At 58.1% G+C, this 20713-nt stretch carries 16 protein-coding genes; 14 read left to right on the forward strand and 2 right to left on the reverse strand.

Going from position 1 to position 20713, the window contains the following annotated elements; genetic code table 11:
• Positions 1 to 265 precede the first annotated feature (265 nt).
• The 9 genes from HNR03_RS19645 to HNR03_RS19685 all read left to right on the forward strand — a co-directional run bounded on the left by HNR03_RS19645 (position 266) and on the right by HNR03_RS19685 (position 12885).
• Entirely contained in the window at positions 266 to 1867 is a 1602-nt protein-coding gene (locus HNR03_RS19645) for an ABC transporter substrate-binding protein (protein ID WP_259155325.1), read from the forward strand.
• Positions 1868 to 2126: 259 nt separating this feature from the next.
• A complete protein-coding gene (locus HNR03_RS19650; RefSeq protein ID WP_259155326.1) occupies positions 2127 to 3752 on the forward strand; it encodes an ABC transporter substrate-binding protein in 1626 nt (541 codons plus the stop codon).
• A gap of 303 nt (positions 3753 to 4055) precedes the next feature.
• Entirely contained in the window at positions 4056 to 5657 is a 1602-nt protein-coding gene (locus HNR03_RS19655) for an ABC transporter substrate-binding protein (protein WP_259155327.1), read from the forward strand.
• A gap of 174 nt (positions 5658 to 5831) precedes the next feature.
• Positions 5832 to 7244, forward strand: a complete 1413-nt coding sequence (locus tag HNR03_RS19660) for an OprD family porin (protein WP_259155328.1) — start codon at positions 5832 to 5834, stop codon at positions 7242 to 7244.
• Positions 7245 to 7322: 78 nt separating this feature from the next.
• The gene (locus HNR03_RS19665) at positions 7323 to 8918 is read left to right on the forward strand and encodes an ABC transporter substrate-binding protein (RefSeq protein WP_222589762.1); all 1596 of its coding nucleotides are present in this window, start codon (positions 7323 to 7325) and stop codon (positions 8916 to 8918) included.
• A 72-nt stretch (positions 8919 to 8990) separates the two neighbouring features.
• On the forward strand, positions 8991 to 10001 hold the full coding sequence (locus HNR03_RS19670; protein WP_259155329.1) for an ABC transporter permease subunit: 1011 nt from the start codon (positions 8991 to 8993) through the stop codon (positions 9999 to 10001).
• A gap of 13 nt (positions 10002 to 10014) precedes the next feature.
• Complete coding sequence (locus HNR03_RS19675; protein ID WP_090188310.1) at positions 10015 to 10926, forward strand: ABC transporter permease subunit; 912 nt, start codon at positions 10015 to 10017, stop codon at positions 10924 to 10926.
• Between the two features lie 10 nt (positions 10927 to 10936).
• Complete coding sequence (locus HNR03_RS19680) at positions 10937 to 11905, forward strand: ABC transporter ATP-binding protein (RefSeq protein ID WP_090175571.1); 969 nt, start codon at positions 10937 to 10939, stop codon at positions 11903 to 11905.
• On the forward strand, positions 11905 to 12885 hold the full coding sequence (locus HNR03_RS19685; protein ID WP_222589761.1) for a peptide ABC transporter ATP-binding protein: 981 nt from the start codon (positions 11905 to 11907) through the stop codon (positions 12883 to 12885). The genes HNR03_RS19680 and HNR03_RS19685 overlap by 1 nt, the downstream gene beginning before the upstream one ends.
• 122 nt (positions 12886 to 13007) lie before the next feature.
• On the opposite strand, the gene HNR03_RS19690 is transcribed toward HNR03_RS19685, so the two are convergent.
• Together HNR03_RS19690 and HNR03_RS19695 are read right to left on the reverse strand one after the other, a co-directional pair.
• Positions 13008 to 13259, reverse strand: a complete 252-nt coding sequence (locus HNR03_RS19690; protein WP_259155331.1) for a hypothetical protein — start codon at positions 13257 to 13259, stop codon at positions 13008 to 13010.
• Between the two features lie 314 nt (positions 13260 to 13573).
• Positions 13574 to 15157: a peptide chain release factor 3 gene (locus tag HNR03_RS19695; RefSeq protein WP_007900384.1), complete on the reverse strand. Its 1584-nt coding sequence runs from the start codon at positions 15155 to 15157 to the stop codon at positions 13574 to 13576.
• A 364-nt stretch (positions 15158 to 15521) separates the two neighbouring features.
• On the opposite strand from HNR03_RS19695, the gene HNR03_RS19700 reads away from it, so the two are divergent.
• The 5 genes from HNR03_RS19700 to HNR03_RS19720 all read left to right on the forward strand — a co-directional run bounded on the left by HNR03_RS19700 (position 15522) and on the right by HNR03_RS19720 (position 20594).
• Positions 15522 to 16238, forward strand: a complete 717-nt coding sequence (locus HNR03_RS19700; protein WP_259155332.1) for an ABC transporter permease — start codon at positions 15522 to 15524, stop codon at positions 16236 to 16238.
• A gap of 20 nt (positions 16239 to 16258) precedes the next feature.
• Positions 16259 to 17152, forward strand: coding sequence for a glycine betaine ABC transporter substrate-binding protein (locus HNR03_RS19705; RefSeq protein WP_259155333.1), 894 nt, complete (start codon positions 16259 to 16261; stop codon positions 17150 to 17152).
• A gap of 12 nt (positions 17153 to 17164) precedes the next feature.
• Positions 17165 to 17818: an ABC transporter permease gene (locus HNR03_RS19710; protein WP_090175586.1), complete on the forward strand. Its 654-nt coding sequence runs from the start codon at positions 17165 to 17167 to the stop codon at positions 17816 to 17818.
• The gene (locus HNR03_RS19715) at positions 17815 to 18984 is read left to right on the forward strand and encodes a betaine/proline/choline family ABC transporter ATP-binding protein (RefSeq protein WP_208670009.1); all 1170 of its coding nucleotides are present in this window, start codon (positions 17815 to 17817) and stop codon (positions 18982 to 18984) included. The genes HNR03_RS19710 and HNR03_RS19715 overlap by 4 nt, the downstream gene beginning before the upstream one ends.
• A 446-nt stretch (positions 18985 to 19430) precedes the next feature.
• Complete coding sequence (locus tag HNR03_RS19720) at positions 19431 to 20594, forward strand: type III PLP-dependent enzyme (protein ID WP_007942814.1); 1164 nt, start codon at positions 19431 to 19433, stop codon at positions 20592 to 20594.
• Positions 20595 to 20713 lie beyond the last annotated feature (119 nt).

Below are 20713 nucleotides of genomic sequence, written 5' to 3' on the forward strand. Positions count from 1 at the left end.
CGCGGAGCGTAGGGAACGATCAAGGGTCGGCAGGAAGAGACTGGTCGCTGGCAGGCCGCCATCGCGGGCAAGCTCTCCCCCACAGAAAAAAACGGGATGCAGTCAAAGATCACACCCTTTGTCAGTTCCTACCCACCGCCAAAAACCCAAAAACCGGCCCACTATGCCCAGATAGAGGGGTTCCCCTCAAAAAAGGATATTTCCGCCCTCCCCGCCAACAACGCTACCCTCAGGAAAATATCGTTACTCAAATCCCGGGGACTCCATGGAAAGAACCACCGTCAAACCACTCCTGCTCGCTCTCGCCCTCGCAACAACCGCCCCATTGGCCCAAGCCGCCACCACTCTGGTCTACTGCTCCGAAGCCAGCCCTGCCGGTTTCGACCCCAGCCAATACACCAGCGGTACCGATTTCGATGCCTCGGCCGAAACCGTTTTCAACCGCCTCACCCAATTCAAACGTGGCGGCACCGAAGTCGAACCCGGTCTGGCAACAAAATGGGAGGTATCCACGGACGGCCTCACCTACACCTTTTTCCTGCGCGATGGAGTGAAGTTCCACACCACCGACTACTTCACCCCGACCCGGGACTTCAACGCTGACGACGTGCTTTTCACCTTCCAGCGCCTGCTCGATCCGGAAAACGTTTTCCGAAAAGCCTACCCCGCCGAGTCGCCATACTTCACCGACATGGACCTGAACAAAACGATCAAGAGCGTCGACAAAATCGACGACCACACCGTGCGTTTCACCCTGAACAACATCGACGCTGCTTTCATCCAAAACCTCGCCATGAGCTTCGCCTCAGTGCAATCCGCCGAGTACGGCGCGCAGCTGTTAAAAGAAGGCAAAGCGGCGGACATTAACCAGAAACCCGTCGGCACCGGCCCGTTCGTGTTCAAGCGCTATCAAAAGGACTCGCAGATCCGCTACGCCGCCAACAAGTCGTACTGGAAACCCGAGGACGTAAAAATAGACAATTTGGTGTTCTCGATAACCCCCGACGCCGCCGTACGCTTGCAGAAACTCAAGGCCGGCGAATGCCAGGTCAGCGGTTACCCACGTCCAGCAGACATCGAAGTCATGGAGAAAGACCCGAATCTCACCGTGCTCAAACAAGCCGGGTTCAACCTTGGTTTCCTGGCCTACAACGTGACCCACCCACCGCTGGACCAGCTCAAGGTCCGTCAGGCGCTGGACATGGCTATCGATAAACCCGCGATCATCAAGGCCGTCTACCAAAGTGCCGGCCAACTGGCGCAGAACGCCCTGCCTCCGGCCCAATGGTCGTATGACCCGAGCATCAAGGACGCGCCTTACGACCCGACGAAAGCGAAGGCGCTACTAAAAGAAGCAGGGGTTGCACCCGGTACGACTATTAATTTGTGGGCCATGACCGTGCAGCGCGCATCGAACCCGAACGCCCGGATGTCGGCGCAGATGATCCAGCAGGATTGGGAGAAAATCGGGATCAAAGCCAACATCGTCAGCTATGAATGGGGCGAGTACATCAAGCGCGCCAAGAGCGGCGAACACGACGCGATGATTTACGGTTGGACCGGCGACAACGGCGACCCCGACAACTGGCTCGGCGTGCTCTATAGCTGCGCCGCTGTGAAAGGTAGCAACTACGCCAAGTGGTGCGACCCGGCATACGACAAATTGATTCAGCAAGCCAAAGTGTCCACTGACAAACAGCAACGGGTCAATTTGTACCAACAGGCACAACAAATCCTTAAACAACAAGTACCTATCACACCCATTGCGAACTCAACGGTGTTCCAGCCGATACGCAAGGAAGTCACCGACTTCAAAATCAGTCCGTTCGGTCTCACACCCTTCTATGGTGTGGGTATAAATAAGTAACACCGAGCTCTAATCGGGTGCACCAGGCGCGCAGACTGCCCTTTGTCGGTGCGCCTGACGCACCGAAAAAACCCCGCGCAAACGGTCAAATGAACATGAATTTATACATATGCGACATTAAGGTACGTTCGTGCCACTGTTTAACACCTGTGGTCGCCCGAGATCTTGCAATGGGTATGGCCCCTGCATAAGTATCCGCAGGCACGACTCACGAGGTCGTCCTCTAATTCCAAAAATGACAACAAATCATGAGGCCAACATGCTTAAACACGCGGTCATTCCGTTTTTAGTCGGCGCAAGCTTGTTAGCTAGCGCACCATTCGCCCAAGCAGCGACTAACCTGGTGTTCTGCTCCGAAGGGAGCCCGGCCGGTTTCGATCCAGGTCAGTACACCACCGGAACCGACTTCGACGCCTCTGCAGAAACCATGTTCAACCGTTTGACCCAGTTCGAACGTGGCGGCACCGCTGTCATTCCAGGTCTGGCGACCAGCTGGGACATTTCCCCGGACGGCCTGACATACACCTTCCACCTGCGTGAAGGCGTCAAGTTCCACACCACCCCGTACTTCAAGCCCACTCGTGAGTTCAACGCCGACGACGTGCTGTTCACCTTTAATCGCATGATTAACAAGGATGACCCGTTCCGTAAGGCGTACCCGACCGAATTCCCGTACTTCACCGACATGGGGATGGATACCAACATCACCAAGATCGATAAAGTCGACGACAAAACCGTCAAGTTCACCCTGAAGGAAGTTGATGCTGCGTTCATCCAGAACATGGCCATGAGCTTCGCTTCCGTGCAATCCGCCGAGTACGCCGCCCAGCTGCTCAAGGAAGGCAAAGCCGCCGACATCAACCAGAAGCCGGTCGGCACTGGTCCGTTCGTGTTCAAGAGCTACCAGAAAGACTCCAACATCCGTTACTCCGGGAACAAGGACTACTGGAAGCCTGACGACGTCAAGATCGACAACCTGATCTTCGCCATCACCACCGACCCGTCGGTGCGCATCCAGAAGCTGAAGAAGAACGAGTGCCAGATCACTCTGTTCCCTCGTCCGGCCGACCTGAAGGCGCTGCAAGAAGACAAGACCCTGAAAGTACCTAACCAGGCTGGTTTCAACCTGGGTTACATCGCCTACAACGTGATGGACAAGGTCAAGGGCAGCAACGAGCCAAACCCGCTGGCCCAATTGAAAGTGCGTCAGGCACTGGACATGGCCGTCAACAAACAGCAAATCATCGACTCGGTTTACCAGGGCGCGGGCCAGTTGGCCGTCAACGCCATGCCGCCAACCCAATGGTCTTATGACACCACCATCAAGGACGCCAAGTACGATCCTGAGAAAGCCAAAGAGCTGCTCAAGGAAGCCGGCGTCAAGGAAGGTACCGAAATCGTTCTGTGGGCAATGCCGGTACAGCGTCCGTACAACCCGAACGCCAAGCTGATGGCTGAAATGCTGCAGTCCGACTGGGCCAAGATCGGTCTCAAGGTCAAGATCGTCAGCTACGAATGGGGCGAGTACATCAAGCGCTCCAAAGGCGGCGAGAACCAGGCAATGCTGATTGGCTGGAGCGGTGACAATGGGGACCCGGACAACTGGCTGAACGTGCTGTTCGGCTGTGATTCGCTGCAAGGCAACAACTTCTCCAAATGGTGCGACAAGAAGTTCGACGGCATCGTTAAAGAAGCCAAGCGTACAACCGACCAGGCCAAGCGCACCGAACTGTACAAACAGGCGCAACACGTCCTCAAAGATGCAGTTCCAATGACACCTATCGCTCACTCGACGGTGTTCCAACCCATGCGCGACAACGTGCAGGACTTCAAGATCAGCCCGTTTGGCTTGAACTCCTTCTACGGCGTCAGCGTCAGCAAGTAAGGTTTGGCCGCGGCGACGTCTTTGACGTCGCCGCTGCTTTATCTGCCGAGAAAGTAGGAAAAAACCTACATCCACTTCCGCTGTGTAGTACAGTAGTGGTGTCGGATGCGTCGCCTTTTCCCACGAGTCTTTAGGACTCTACGCATTTACTGCCGGACCCACGGTACATACCGTCGGGATCCGACCAGTTCATGTGTGGACTCTCGGTTCTTGCTGCACATGATGGTTTGAGATCAATGATGCCTCCACGTCCCAGGACGGGACGGCGGCTCATTGTCAAAACACTAAACAAGAGGGAGCGTCATGCGCCATACCTTGGTTTTATCCGCATTGCTGGGCACCGGCCTGTTGGCCGCCACTTCCATCAGCCAGGCCGCCAACAACAGCCTGGTGTTCTGCTCCGAAGGCAGCCCTGCTGGCTTCGATACCGCGCAGTACACGACCGCGACGGATAACGATGCCGCCGAGCCGCTGTACAACCGATTGGCAGAGTTTGAAAAAGGCGCCACTAACGTCGTACCAGGCCTGGCAACGAGCTGGGATATTTCCGAGGACGGCCTCAAGTACACTTTTCACCTGCGCGAAGGGGTGAAGTTCCACACCACCCAATACTTCACGCCAACCCGTGATTTCAACGCCGATGACGTGCTGTTCACGTTTAATCGCATGCTGGATCCACAGCAACCTTTCCGTAAGGCTTATCCGACCGAGTTCCCGTACTTCAACGGGATGAGCCTGAACAAAAACATCGCCAAGGTCGAAAAGACCGGGCCGCTGACCGTGGTCATGACGCTCAACAGCGTCGACGCCGCGTTCATCCAGAACATCGCCATGAGCTTCGCCGCCATTCTGTCCGCCGAATACGCCGACAAGCTGCTGGCCGAAGGCAAGCCCAGCGACATCAACCAGAAGCCGATCGGTACCGGACCGTTCGCCTTCAAGAGCTACCAGAAAGATTCCAACATTCGTTACACCGCCAACAAGCAGTACTGGGACCCGAGCCGGGTCAAGCTCGACAACCTGATTTTCGCGATCAACACCGACGCCTCGGTACGCGTGCAGAAGCTCAAGGCCAACGAGTGCCAGATCACCCTGAGCCCGCGCCCAGCCGACGTGGCCGCGCTGAAGAACGACCCGAAACTCAAACTCATCGAGAAGCCCGGCTTCAACCTCGGCTACATCGCCTATAACGTCCGCCACAAGCCTTTCGACCAGCTCGAAGTGCGCCAGGCGCTGGACATGGCCGTGAACAAACAAAGCATTCTCAACGCCGTGTATCAGGGCGCCGGCCAACTGGCGGTCAACGCCATGCCGCCAACCCAATGGTCTTACGACGACACGATCAAAGACGCTGCCTACAACCCGGAGAAAGCCAAGGAACTGCTCAGGGCTGCCGGCGTGAAGGAAGGCACCGAAATCACCCTGTGGGCGATGCCGGTTCAGCGTCCTTACAACCCCAACGCCAAGTTGATGGCCGAGATGCTCCAGGCTGACTGGGCAAAAATCGGCCTCAAGGTGAAGATCGTCAGCTACGAATGGGGCGAGTACATCAAGCGCACCAAGAATGGCGAACACGACATCAGCCTGATCGGCTGGACCGGCGACAATGGGGACCCGGACAACTGGTTGGGCACGCTTTACAGCTGCGACGCCATTGGCGGCAACAACTACTCGATGTGGTGTGACCCCACTTACGACAAGTTCATCAAGCAGGCCAAGGTCGTCACCGACCGTGACCAGCGCACCGAGCTCTACAAACAGGCGCAGCACTATCTCAAGCAACAAGTGCCGATCACGCCTATCGCCCATTCGACGGTCAACCAGCCGTTGAGCGCCAAAATCGAGGGATTCAAGGTGAGTCCTTTCGGTCGCAACGTGTTCTCGGGTGTCAGTATCGACCAATAACCGATTAGCCAGAAACGCTGGGGGCGCTGTGCGCCCTCAAGCAAGCGTATTGCCGTAATTCGCCAATCCGGCCTGCAGCAAACGTTTGCGATGCCTTGAATGAGTTCTAAAACCAAATAGCCGGATCACCCAAAAAGACCGGCATTAAAAAAAAGAAAGTAAGGAGCTTCACCCATGAAACTGAGCAGCACCGCGTTATTGGCCCTGGCCATCAGCAGCGTAACCGCCACGGCTTACGCAGAAACCCAAAGCCAGGAATTCACCCCGGTTACGGTCAACACCAAAAGTGCTCAAGCCGATGCAACCGGTTTTGTCGCAGGCAGCACGGTTACTGGCAGCACGCGTAACTGGTACGCCAACGAACAACTGAAACGTGGTGGCAAGTTCACGTATCGCAAAGACGGTGTAGCGACCCCGACTGATCGTCGGATCAACTGGGTCCAGGGGACCATCGTCAAATACAACTCCGGCTTCACCGAAGGCACCGTGGGTTTCAGCACTGAAGTGGCGGCCTACAACGCTGTCGCGCTGGAACGTGACCGCGAGAGCCTGGCGTCTAACAACGGCGGCGCACCGGGCTCTCGTCCAGGCGCGGGCAACAACCGCACCCTGACCAAAGAAGGCGGCGACGCCCAAGGTCAATGGAGCAAAATCGGCCTGGCCAACATCAAGGCCCGTGTCTCCAACACCACCCTGACCGCCGGCCGCATGAACTTCAGCAGCCCGCAGGTCGACGTCATCGGCAACCGTCCGCTGCCTTCGAGCTTCGAAGGTGTGGCGATCCACAGCGAAGAGCTGAACAACCTGGCTTTCGACATCGGGACCTTTGACCGCGTTTCGCCGCGTACCGAAGAAAGCCTGAGCAAGTTCCGCTCCGAATACCAAAACATTACTGCTGAAACCGATCACGTTAATACGGCAGGCCTCACCTATACCCCTTTCGCCAGCCTGACCACCAGCCTGTGGGCGACCCAGGCCGAAGACTACTGGAACCAGTACTACTTCGGCGCCAGCCACGTGTTGGGTGACAGTTCGGTACTGAGCCTGACCACCGGCCTGAACTACTACAAAACCGTCGACCAAGGTAAAAAGCTGCTGGGCGAAATCGACAACCAAGCCGGCTCCCTGTCGTTCGGCCTGACTCACCAGGCTCACAGCCTGACTTTCTCGTACCAGGAAATTAACGGTAACGAGTACTTCGACTACCTGCACGAAACCAACGGCATCTACCTGGCCAACTCCCTGCTGTCGGACTTCAACGGCCCGAACGAGAAATCCTTCCAGATCGCCTACGGCCTGAACATGGCTGAATACGGCGTTCCAGGCCTGAAGTTCAACATTTACCAGGCTCGCGGCTGGGGCATCGACGGTACTCACTACACCGGTACTGCGTACGACGTTAAGAACATGGACGGTGAAACCCACTACGAATATGGCATCGGTTCTACGTACGCCATTCAGAGCGGCCCACTCAAAGCCACCACTGTTCGCGCGACCTATACCGCACACCGTGCCAGCCAAAACCAGGGTGATGGCAGCATCAACGAGTTCCGTCTCGTGACCACCATCCCGTTCAACATTCTGTAATGCACCTGCCGAACGGCTGATTCAGTGATGAGTTGGCCGTTCGGCTTTTGTCCTTTAACCGATTGCAGAGGGTTCTTGATGAAAATGCTTCCCCTACGTGCGGCCATCGCCGCCGCGTTGCTGAGTGTCGCTGTTGGCGTCTCGGCCAAACCCCTGGTGGTCTGCACCGAAGCCAGCCCTGAAGGCTTCGATATGGTCCAGTACACGACTGCAGTCACCGCCGATGCGGTGGCCGAGACCATCTTCAATCGTCTGGCGGACTTCAAGCCCGGCACCACTGAAGTGATTCCGGCACTGGCCGACTCCTGGGACATCAGCGAGGACGGTCTGAGCTATACGTTCCACCTGCGCAAAGGCGTCAAGTTCCACACCACCGATTACTTCAAGCCGACCCGCGACATGAATGCCGACGATGTGGTCTGGAGCTTCCAGCGTCAGCTGGACCCGAATCACCCGTGGCACAAACTGTCGAGCGTGGGCTTCCCGTACTTTGAAAGCATGGGCTTCAAGGAACTGCTCAAAAGCGTCGAGAAAGTGGACGACAACACCGTCAAGTTCACGCTGACCCGTCGTGAAGCGCCATTCCTGGCCGACATCGCCATGGCCTTCTCCTCGATCTACTCCGCCGAGTACGCCGACCAGTTGCTCAAGGCCAACAAGACCGGCGACCTGAACAACAAGCCAGTCGGCACCGGCCCGTTCGTGTTCCAGCGCTACAACAAGGATGCCCAGGTTCGCTTCAAGGCCAACCCGGACTACTTCCGTGGCAAGCCGCCAGCCGAAGCGTTGATCCTGGCGATCGCCACCGACAACAACGTGCGCCTGCAAAAGCTCAAGGCCAACGAGTGCCAGGTCGCGCTGTATCCGAAACCGGATGACATCCCGAGCATCAAGAAAGACGAAAAACTGAAAGTCGATGAAATGAACGCGATGACCGTTTCCTACATCGCCATGAACACCTCGCACAAATACATGAGTGATGTGCGCGTGCGTAAAGCCATCGACATCGCCTTCGACAAGGCCGCTTATGTCAATGCGCTGTTCGGCAAAGGCAACGCCACGGTCGCGGTCAACCCGTACCCGGACACGTTGCTGGGCTACAACCACGACCTGAAGAACCCGCCTCGTGACCTGGACAAGGCTCGCGCCTTGCTCAAGGAAGCCGGCGTACCGGAAGGCACCACGTTCACCCTGTTCACCCGTAACGGTGGCGGCCCGACCAACCCTAACCCGATGCTCGGCGCGCAGATGATGCAGGCCGACCTGGCCAAGGTCGGGATCAAGATCGATATTCGCGTCATGGAATGGGGCGAAATGCTCAAGCGCGCCAAAAACGGCGAGCACGACATGGTTTCTGCAGGATGGGCGGGCGACAACGGCGACCCGGATAACTTCCTGACGCCTATGCTCAGTTGCGAAGCGGCCAAGAACGGCGAAAACTACGCACGCTGGTGCAATGACAAATTCCAGACGCTGATTGATCAGGCAAGGGCTAAAGTGAACCCGACGGAACGTGCAGCGCTCTACGAACAGGCCCAGGTGGTTTTCAACCAGGACCAGCCATGGATCAGCATGGCGCACACCCGCATGTTCACCGCAATGCGCAACAACGTAGAGGGCTATCACATTAGCCCCCTCACCACTAATAACTTCGCCACCACCCAGGTGAAGTAGATAAGAAACTACCGGCATTCCTGACCCAGGAATGCCGGGCACGCCTAACCGGCTGATGAGGTAGCACACAAGATGTTTAGTTTTATTGCCCGCCGATTGGGGTTATTGATCCCCACGTTCTTCGGCATCACCTTGCTGACTTTCGCGTTGATTCGCATGATTCCTGGCGACCCCGTGGAAGTAATGATGGGCGAACGTCGAGTCGACCCCGAAATGCATGCTCAGGCAATGGAACGCCTAGGTCTTAACAAACCGCTGTATGCCCAGTACATGGATTACATCGGCAAACTGGCCCACGGCGATCTCGGCGAGTCCCTGCGGACCCGTGAAAGCGTCTGGACCGAGTTCACCTCTCTCTTCCCCGCGACCCTGGAACTGTCCATGGCCGCCCTGTTGTTCGCCGGCGTCCTGGGCCTGTTGGCCGGGGTGATCGCGGCACTCAAGCGAGGATCCCTGTTCGACCATGGGGTGATGGGCATCTCCCTGGCGGGATATTCGATGCCGATCTTCTGGTGGGGCCTGATCCTGATCATGTTCTTCTCGGTGTCCCTGGGCTGGACCCCGGTGTCCGGGCGAATCGACCTGCTCTACGACATCGAGCCGCGTACCGGCTTCATGCTCATCGACACGTTGCTGGCCGATGACGTCGGTGCCTTCTTCGATGCCCTGCACCACCTGATCCTGCCGGCCATCGTGCTCGGCACCATCCCGCTGGCCGTTATCGCGCGGATGACCCGTTCTTCGATGCTCGAAGTGCTGCGCGAAGACTACATCCGTACTGCCCGCGCCAAAGGCCTGTCGCCGGCGCGCGTGGTGTTCGTGCATGGCCTGCGCAACGCGCTGATCCCGGTACTCACCGTGGTCGGCCTGCAAGTCGGCACATTGCTGGCCGGTGCGGTCCTGACCGAAACCATTTTCTCGTGGCCCGGCATCGGCAAATGGCTGATCGAAGCCATTGGCGCACGGGACTACCCAGTCGTGCAGAACGGCATCCTGTTAATCGCCTGCCTGGTGATTCTGGTCAACTTCGTGGTGGACATCCTCTACGGCTTTGCCAACCCACGCATTCGTCACCAGCGCTGAGATCATTATGACCATGACCACTTCAATTCCAGCGGTAGCAGTCGATCAAAGCCTGCTGTATCCGTCCCCGTACAAAGAATTCTGGCAAGCGTTTTCCAAGAACAAAGGCGCCGTCGCCGGCCTGCTGTTCATGCTGCTGGTGATTTTCTGCGCAATCTTCGCGCCTTGGGTTTCCCCGCATAACCCGAGCGAGCAGTACCGCGACTTCCTGCTGACCCCGCCGGCCTGGCTGGAAGGTGGGCAGATCCAGTTCCTGCTCGGCACCGATGAACTGGGTCGCGACCTGCTGTCGCGGCTGATCAACGGTTCGCGCCTGTCCCTGCTGATCGGCTTGTCGTCAGTGGTGATGTCGTTGATTCCGGGCATCCTGTTGGGTCTGTTCGCCGGGTTCTTCCCGCGCGTGCTCGGCCCGACCATCATGCGCCTCATGGACATCATGCTGGCCCTGCCGTCCCTGCTGCTGGCCGTGGCGATTGTCGCCATCCTCGGCCCTGGCCTGATCAACACCATCATTGCCATCGCCGTGGTTTCGTTGCCGTCCTACGTTCGTCTGACCCGCGCCGCGGTGATGGGCGAGTTGAACCGCGACTACGTGACCGCCGCGCGCCTGGCCGGTGCCGGTCTGCCACGCCTGATGTTCGTCACCGTGCTGCCCAACTGCATGGCGCCGCTGATCGTTCAGGCCACCTTGAGCTTTTCCTCGGCGATTCTCGACGCCGCCGCACTGGGCTTCCTCGGTCTTGGCGTACAACCGCCAACCCCTGAGTGGGGCACCATGCTGGCTTCGGCTCGCGACTACATCGAACGCGCCTGGTGGGTGGTAAGCCTGCCGGGTCTGACCATTTTGCTCAGCGTGCTGGCAATCAACTTGATGGGCGACGGTCTGCGCGATGCGCTGGACCCGAAACTCAAGAACGCCGCCTGAGGAGATTCAAATGTCACTGTTAGAAATCAAGAATCTCAACGTTCGCTTTGGCGACAAGAACGCCGTTCCGGTGGTCGACGGGCTCGACATTACCGTGGACAAGGGCGAAGTCCTGGCCATCGTGGGCGAGTCGGGTTCCGGTAAATCCGTGACCATGATGGCGCTGATGGGCCTGATCGAGCATCCGGGGATCGTCACCGCCGATGCGCTGAATTTCGACGGCAAGGACATGCTCAAGCTCAGCAACCGTCAGCGTCGGCAAATCGTCGGCAAAGACCTGGCCATGGTCTTCCAGGACCCGATGACCGCGCTGAACCCGAGCTACACCGTCGGTTTCCAGATCGAAGAAGTGCTGCGCCTGCACCTGAAAATGTCCGGCAAGCAAGCCCGCGCACGTGCCATCGAACTGCTGGAAAAAGTAGAAATCCCGGGCGCCGCCAGCCGTATGGATGCTTACCCGCATCAACTGTCCGGCGGCATGAGCCAGCGTGTTGCGATCGCCATGGCAATCGCCGGCGAGCCGAAGCTGCTGATCGCCGACGAACCGACCACGGCGCTCGACGTGACCATCCAGGCCCAAATCATGGACCTGCTGCTGGCATTGCAGAAAGAGCAGAACATGGGCTTGGTGCTGATCACTCACGACCTCGCGGTCGTGGCCGAAACCGCTCAGCGTGTGTGCGTGATGTACGCCGGCCAGGCAGTGGAAGTCGGTCAGGTGCCTCAGCTGTTCGACATTCCGGCTCACCCGTACAGCGAAGCGCTGCTCAAGGCGATTCCGGAACACAGCCTGGGCGCCACACGCCTGGCCACGCTGCCGGGCATCGTTCCCGGTCGTTATGACCGTCCGCAGGGTTGCCTGCTGTCGCCGCGTTGCCCGTACGTGCAGGAATCCTGCCGTCAGCAACGCCCAACCCTTGACCCGAAAAGCAACAGCCTTGCCCGCTGCTTCTACCCGCTGAATCAGGAGGTGGCGTAATGGCCGTCGTACTTACCGCCCGCGACCTGACCCGTCACTACGAAGTGTCCCGTGGCCTGTTCAAGGGCCATGCGACCGTGCGCGCCCTGAACGGTGTGTCGTTTGAACTCGAAGCCGGCAAGACCCTCGCTGTCGTTGGCGAATCGGGCTGCGGCAAATCCACCCTGGCCCGTGCCCTGACTCTGATCGAGGAGCCGTCCTCCGGCTCCCTGAAAATTGCCGGGCAAGAAGTCGCCGGTGCCGACAAGGCTCAACGCAAGCAACTGCGCAAAGACGTGCAGATGGTGTTCCAGAGCCCATACGCTTCGTTGAACCCGCGGCAGAAAGTCGGTGACCAGCTCGGCGAGCCGCTGCTGATCAACACCAACCTTTCCGCCGCCGAGCGTCGCGAGAAAGTGCAGGCGATGATGAAGCAGGTGGGCTTGCGACCTGAGCACTACCAGCGTTATCCGCACATGTTCTCCGGCGGTCAGCGTCAGCGGATCGCGCTGGCCCGGGCGATGATGTTGCAGCCAAAAGTGCTGGTGGCGGATGAGCCGACGTCGGCGCTGGACGTGTCGATCCAGGCCCAGGTGCTGAACCTGTTCATGGATTTGCAGCAAGAGTTCAACACCGCCTACGTGTTCATTTCGCACAACCTGGCGGTGGTGCAACACGTTGCCGATGACGTGATGGTGATGTACCTCGGTCGCCCGGTGGAAATGGGCCCGAAGAACGACATCTACGAGCGTCCTCTGCACCCGTACACCCAGGCGTTGCTGTCGGCCACCCCGACCATTCACCCGGACCCGAACAAGCCGAAAATCAAGATCGTCGGCGAGTTGCCCAACCCGTTGAACCCGCCGTCGGGCTGCGCTTTCCACAAGCGCTGCCCATACGCCACCGAGCGCTGCAGCACTGAAGAGCCGGCCCTGCGCCTGCTCGACAGCCGCCAGGTGGCGTGCCACTACGCCGAGCAATTCCTCGACGGCGCGGCATAACAAACTGTGGGAGTGAGCCTGCTCGCTCCCACAGGGAAAGATGACATGTTCAGTAACCCCTTCTGCTTTGATTGCGCATCAATCGGGGCAGAAGGGGTTTTCTTTTGCCCGCGATTTACTTGCTAGGTCTGACCGTCGTCCTCTTCGTCACTGTCAGGCTCGTCCGTGGTCGAATCGTCATCGCCTTTGCTTCCGCCTTGATCCTCATCGCCCGGTTCCGAGTCGGACTTGGCAATCATCTGGCCCGTGTGCATCGCCTGCCCGCTCGAAGCGTGTTCTCCCTGATCCGTGCACTGCGCCCAAGCTGCAGACATGCTCACGGACAGCATCACCAAAACCTTTAGCAACAACACAATGCGTCGAAAAATGCTCATAGCCGAATCCATCCTTTCTTGAGGTAAAGCATGGTTGCCTGTCGGAGCGCTGATTGAAATCTAGTCTTGATCGGCGCAGTTCTCCAGATAGGACGCTAATGAATAGACGGAATGCCGTTGGTGGGAAGACTGGTTTTGAATAAGGGTAATGCCGAAAAGATCAAAAGATCGCAGCCTCGTTTCACTCGACAGCTCCTACAGGAGGCGCATTTCAATGTAGGAGCTGTCGAGTGAAACGAGGCTGCGATCTTTTGACCCATAAAAAAAGGCGAAGCCCGAAAGCTTCGCCTTTGCTCTGACCGATCATCTAACGCTTAGTGATGCTCGCGCGTCGCACGGAATTTCACATCCGGCCAGCGCTCTTCCATCAGCGCCAGGTTGACCCGTGTCGGCGCCAGGTAGGTCAGGTGACCGCCGCCGTCGACCGCCAGGTTTTCCACGGCCTTGACCCTGAATTCCTCAAACTTCTTCTTGTCGTCGCAATCGATCCAGCGCGCGGAATACACGGTGATCGGCTCGTAGGAGCACTCGACCTTGTATTCCTCTTTCAAGCGGCTCGCGACCACATCGAACTGCAGCACACCCACGGCACCGAGGATGATGTCGTTGCTGCGCTCGGGGAAGAACACCTGGGTCGCGCCCTCTTCCGCCAATTGCTGCAAGCCTTGGCGCAGTTGCTTGGATTTGAGCGGGTCACGCAGACGCACACGACGGAACAGCTCCGGAGCGAAGTGCGGAATACCGGTAAAACCTAGCACTTCGCCTTCGGTGAAGGTGTCGCCGATCTGGATGGTGCCGTGGTTGTGCAAACCAATGATGTCGCCGGCAAACGCCTCTTCCAGTTGCTCACGCTCGGAGGAGAAGAAGGTCAGGGCGTCGCCGATCCGCACGTCCTTGCCGGTGCGCACGTGGCGCATCTTCATGCCCTTTTCGTACTTGCCGGAGCAGATACGCATGAAGGCGATACGGTCGCGGTGTTTAGGGTCCATGTTCGCCTGGATCTTGAACACGAAGCCGGCGAATTTCTCTTCAACCGGCTCCACGGTGCGCTCGTTGGCGACACGGGCCAGCGGTTTCGGCGCCCAGTTGACCACGGCGTCGAGCACGTGATCGACACCGAAGTTGCCCAAGGCCGTACCGAAGAACACCGGGGTCAGTTGGCCGTCGAGGAATTCCTGCTGGTTGAACTCGTGGCAGGCGCCCTGCACCAGTTCCAACTGATCGACAAAACGATCGTATTCGTCACCCAAATGCGCGCGAGCTTCATCGGAGTCGAGCTTTTCGATGATTTTCACATCGGTGCGCTCGTGGCCGTGACCGGCGGTGTACACGATGATGTAGTCGTCGGCGAGGTGATACACGCCCTTGAAGTCGCGGTAGCAACCGATCGGCCAGGTGATCGGCGCAGCCTTGATCTTCAGGACCGCTTCGATCTCGTCGAGCAGTTCGATCGGGTCGCGGATATCGCGGTCGAGTTTGTTGATGAAGCTGACGATCGGCGTGTCACGCAGACGGCAAACGTCCATCAGCGCGATGGTCCGTGGCTCTACACCCTTACCGCCGTCGAGAACCATCAAGGCCGAGTCCACCGCCGTCAGTGTGCGGTAGGTATCTTCGGAGAAGTCTTCGTGGCCCGGGGTGTCGAGCAGGTTGATCATGTGGTCGCGATACGGGAACTGCATGACCGACGTGGTAATGGAAATACCCCGTTGTTTTTCCATTTCCATCCAGTCGGAGGTGGCATGGCGGTCGGACTTGCGAGACTTCACCGTGCCCGCAATCGCAATCGCCTTGCCCATCAGCAAGAGCTTCTCGGTGATGGTGGTTTTACCGGCATCGGGGTGGGAAATAATGGCGAAAGTGCGGCGTTTCGCGACTTCGGCGGCCTGTTTGGTCATGGGAAATCGCCTGGCAGGTGATTCAAAAAAGGGCGGCGAGTATAGCGCAAACCGGCATCGACGGACCACCGTTCGCCCTGTCGCCAACGGCGATTGACGGCTCCCTGAAGGATCAACGGTGGCTAAATGCTGCTAAATATGGAACCTTTTAAAAGGTGGAGGCGTCCACTCCCCTGTTACAGCACTCGTAGCAGGGTTTGAAAAATCTGCAAGTTAGCCTGACGAGGCTGCGCTTATGGCTCGATTCATGTCCCTTTGCGGACATAGAACGCGCTGCTTTTCGCGAACGCTTATGACCGGCAGCCAGCAATGGCATTGCCATAAAGGACTGCGTTCGCCGACCAAGAAAAAAAGGAGTCCGCCTGTGGCTATTCGCTATGGCAAGGGGCTTATTGGAGGTGCGGTTGTCGTCGCACTCCTGGCCCTGCTGGTCCACTGGATTGGCATTAACACGATCGAACATTACCGCGACGATTTGTTGTTTTACCTGCAAGCTCATCTGATTCTCGTCCTTGTCTCCATGCTGGCCGCCCTTGTCGTGGGCATACCCGCCGGTATCTTCCTCAGCCGTCCGACCATGGTTGACCGTGCTGAACGTTTCATGCAGATCTTCAACATCGGCAACACTGTGCCGCCTCTCGCCGTACTCGCTATCGCCCTGGGGATTCTGGGCATCGGCAGCGGTCCCGCGATCTTCGCCCTGTTCCTCGCCTCGCTGCTGCCGATCGTGCGCAACACCTATGAAGGCCTGAAAAACGTCCAGGGTTCACTCAAAGAAGCGGCGGTCGGTATCGGCATGACACCGACTCAGGTGCTGTGGCAGGTCGAATTGCCCAACGCCGTGCCGATCATCATTGGTGGCGTACGCGTGGCCCTGGCGATCAACGTCGGGACGGCACCGCTGGCGTTCCTGATTGGCGCCAACAGCCTGGGCAGCCTGATTTTCCCTGGTATCGCCCTGAACAATCAGCCGCAACTGCTGCTCGGCGCGGCCTGCACCGCCTTGCTGGCCTTGCTGCTCGACGGTCTGGTGACACTCGCCAGCCGCCTCTGGCTCGAACGCGGCCTACGCCCGTCTTAAGCCTCGGCAAAGGAATTTTTATGAAAAGACTGACCTTAATAATGGGCTGCGTTCTGCTGTTCGCAGGATTCGCCCAAGCCGCTGAAAAACCGGTAATCCGCATCGGCGCCCGGGTGTTCACCGAACAGACCCTGCTGGCCGAAATCACCTCTCAATACCTGCGCACCAAGGGTTATGACACTCAAGTCACCGGCGGTCTGGGCAGTAACCTGGCCCGTAGCGCCCACGAAAGTGGTCAGCTGGATCTGATGTGGGAATACACCGGGGTCTCGCTGGTGGCGTACAACCACATCACGGACAAGCTAGACAGTGCCCAGTCCTACGCCAAGGTGAAAGAACTCGACGCGAAAAAAGGCCTGGTCTGGCTTACCCCGTCGAAGTTCAGCAACACCTACGCCCTGGCGCTGCCGGAAAAAACCGCAAAGGCTTATCCGCAGATCAACACCATCAGCGAGCTGAACACGGTGTTGCAGGCTGAGGCGAAGTCAGATCACCTGGTGGCGCTCGACACCGAGTTCGCCAACCGTTCCGACGGACTGGACGGCATGGTCGAGCTCTACGGCATGAACCTGACCCGCAAGAACATCCGCCAGATGGACGCCGGGCTGGTTTACACCGCGTTGCGCAACAGCCAAGTGTTTGCCGGCCTGGTCTACACCACCGACGGTCGTTTGAATGCCTTCAAGCTCAAGTTGCTCGAAGACGACAAGCACTATTTCCCGGATTACACCGCCGCTCCCGTGGTGCGTCAGGACTACCTCGACGCCCATCCGCAACTGGCGCAAGAGATCAAGCCGCTGGCTGAACTGTTCGACGACGCCACCATGCGCCAGCTCAACGCGCGGGTCGATGTCGATCACGAAAGCCCTTCATCCGTTGCCGCAGATTTCCTGCGCCAGCACCCTATCAACTGAGGAGGAAAAGCCATGGAATTTTTGAACGCCTTTTCCCATCTCGACTGGCCGCTGGTGCTGCACCTGACCTGGCAGCACATCACCCTGGTCGGCATTGCGGTGACGCTGGCGATTCTGGTTGGCGTGCCGCTGGGTGTGCTGATGACACGCTTCCCGACCCTCGCCGGACCGCTGCAAGCCAGCGCCACGGTGTTGCTGACAGTGCCGTCGATTGCCCTGTTCGGCCTGTTGCTGCCGTTCTATTCAAAGTTCGGCCAGGGCCTGGGCCCGATGCCGGCGATCACAGCGGTGTTTCTGTATTCGCTGCTGCCGATCATGCGTAACACCTACCTGGCGCTGACCGGCGTCGACCCTGGCATTCGCGAAGCCGCTCGCGGTATCGGCATGACCTTCGGCCAGCGTCTGCGCATGGTCGAACTGCCAATCGCGGTGCCGGTGATCCTCGCTGGCGTGCGCACCGCCGTGGTCATGAACATTGGTGTCATGACCATCGCTGCGACCATCGGCGCCGGTGGCCTCGGTGTACTCATTCTCGCTTCAATCAGCCGCAGCGACATGTCGATGCTGATCGTCGGCGCCGTGCTGGTCAGTCTCCTGGCCATCTTCGCCGACCTGCTTCTGCAATGGCTGCAACGCACGCTGACTCCAAAAGGACTGCTCAAATGATCGAACTTCAAAACCTCAGCAAGACCTTCCAAAGCAACGGCAAAGACGTAAAAGCCGTGGACTCGGTAAGCCTGACCGTCAATGAAGGCGAAATCTGTGTGTTCCTCGGGCCATCGGGCTGCGGCAAAAGCACCACGCTGAAGATGATCAACCGCCTGATCAAGCCGACCTCCGGCAAGATCCTGATCAACGGCGAAGACACCACCGATCTCGACGCGGTGACCCTGCGCCGCAACATCGGCTATGTGATCCAGCAGATCGGTCTGTTCCCGAACATGACCATTGAGGAAAACATCACCATCGTTCCTCGTCTTCTCGGCTGGGACAAACAGAAATGCCACGACCGCGCTCGCGAGTTGATGAGCATGATCAAGCTCGAGCCGAAGCAATACCTGAATCGCTACCCGCGTGAGTTGTCGGGTGGCCAGCAGCAGCGGATCGGCGTGATTCGTGCGCTGGCGGCCGACGCCCCGTTGTTGTTGATGGACGAACCGTTTGGCGCGGTCGACCCGATCAACCGCGAGATGATCCAGAACGAGTTCTTCGAGATGCAACGGGCCCTGAACAAGACCGTGATCATGGTCAGCCACGACATCGACGAAGCGATCAAGCTGGGCGACAAGATTGCGATCTTCCGCGCCGGCAAGCTGTTGCAGATCGATCACCCGGACACCCTGCTTGCGCACCCGGCGGATGACTTTGTCAGCAACTTCGTTGGCCAGGACAGCACCCTCAAGCGCCTGTTGCTGGTGAAAGCCGAAGACGCGGCGGACAACGCGCCGTCGGTCAGCCCGCAAACACCTGTGGCCGAAGCGCTGGAGTTGATGGACGAACTGGACCGTCGCTACGTGGTGGTCACCGACGGTGAGAACAAGGCGCTCGGTTATGTACGACGTCGCGACCTGCACCGTCAGACCGGGACGTGTGCGCAATATTTGCGCGAGTTCAATGCCACGGCGGCATTCGACGAACATTTGCGCATCCTGCTGTCGCGCATGTACGAGTTCAATCGCTCGTGGTTGCCGGTGATGGATGCCGAGCGCGTGTTCCTTGGTGAAGTGACGCAGGAATCGATTGCCGAGTATCTGAGCTCCGGCAAATCCCGAGGCGGCAAGACCAGCATTGTTTCGCCGGCCGAAGTTGCCGAACAGGCTGCAATGGTCTGACCTCCCGCACTGATCGTTCCCACGCTCCGCGTGGGAATGCCGCCCCGGACGCTCTGCGTCCCCCTCTTTGAGACGCAGAGCGTCTCTTGATGCATTCCCACGCAGAGCGTGGGAACGATCGTTTGAGGGAACATCACACTGTCATGCAGGTCGGTTACATCAGTAACTGTCGAGGACCGCACGACGGAAGCGTGCAAAAACGCGACATTTTTAGTTGATCTCAAGCCCCTCACGCCCTAAAGTTCGCGCCGAACGTCCATGCTGGAAACGATCCATCCGGCTCAAGTACTGACGACGAGACAGCAAGGCCAAGGGAAGCACCGCTCCCCATGGCCTTTTTGCTTTCGGCGACATGCCTTGGGAAGTAGGCGAACCAAAGTGGGGATACGGAGGACGTTCATTTGCACCCATTGATTACTAACGTTTGCCAGTAGGAGCTCCCAAGTATGTCGATCAACGTCGAAGACTATTTCGCGCGCGATACCTTCAACAAAATGAAGGCCTTCGCCGATAAACAAGAAACCCCGTTCGTGGTGATCGACACCGCGATGATCAGCCAGGCCTATGACGACCTGCGCGCCGGTTTCGAATTCGCCAAGGTCTATTACGCGGTCAAGGCCAACCCGGCCGTCGAAATCATCGACCTGCTCAAAGAGAAAGGCTCGAACTTCGACATCGCCTCGATCTACGAGCTCGACAAAGTGATGAACCAGGGCGTAGGCCCGGATCGCATCAGCTACGGCAACACCATCAAGAAATCCAAGGACATCCGCTACTTCTACGATAAGGGCGTGCGTCTGTATGCCACCGACTCCGAAGCCGACCTGCGCAACATCGCCAAGGCTGCGCCGGGTTCGAAAGTCTACGTGCGCATCCTCACCGAAGGCTCGACCACCGCTGACTGGCCTCTGTCGCGTAAATTCGGCTGCCAGACCGACATGGCCATGGACCTGCTGATCCTCGCTCGCGACCTGGGCCTGGTGCCTTACGGCATCTCGTTCCACGTCGGCTCGCAACAGCGCGACATCAGCGTCTGGGACGCAGCGATCGCCAAGGTCAAAGTGATCTTCGAGCGCCTGAAGGAAGAAGACGGCATCCACCTGAAGCTGATCAACATGGGCGGTGGCTTCCCGGCCAACTACATCACCCGCACCAACAGCCTGGAAACCTACGCTGAAGAAATCATCCGTTTCCTCAAGGAAGACTTCGGTGACGACTTGCCGGAAATCATTCTGGAACCAGGCCGTTCGCTGATCGCCAACGCTGGCATCCTGGTCAGTGAAGTGGTGCTGGTCGCCCGTAAATCCCGTACTGCTGTAGAGCGATGGGTGTACACGGATGTGGGCAAGTTCTCCGGCCTGATCGAAACCATGGACGAAGCCATCAAGTTCCCGATCTGGACCGAGAAGAAAGGCGAGATGGAAGAAGTGGTCATCGCCGGCCCGACCTGCGACAGCGCCGACATCATGTACGAAAACTACAAGTACGGTTTGCCGCTGAACCTGGCGATCGGTGATCGTTTGTACTGGTTGTCGACCGGTGCCTACACCACCAGCTACAGCGCGGTTGAATTCAATGGCTTCCCGCCGCTGAAGTCGTTTTACGTCTAACTCGTAAATAGCCACACAAAAACCCGTGACTTTTCACGGGTTTTTTTATTTCCGCTTTCCTGAAAAACACACTTCCAAGCACCATAAATAGTTACAGACCAAATAACAAACTTGCACCC

The sequence above is a fragment of the Pseudomonas sp. JAI111 genome, assembly GCF_024809425.1.
Classification (GTDB): Bacteria; Pseudomonadota; Gammaproteobacteria; order Pseudomonadales; family Pseudomonadaceae; genus Aquipseudomonas.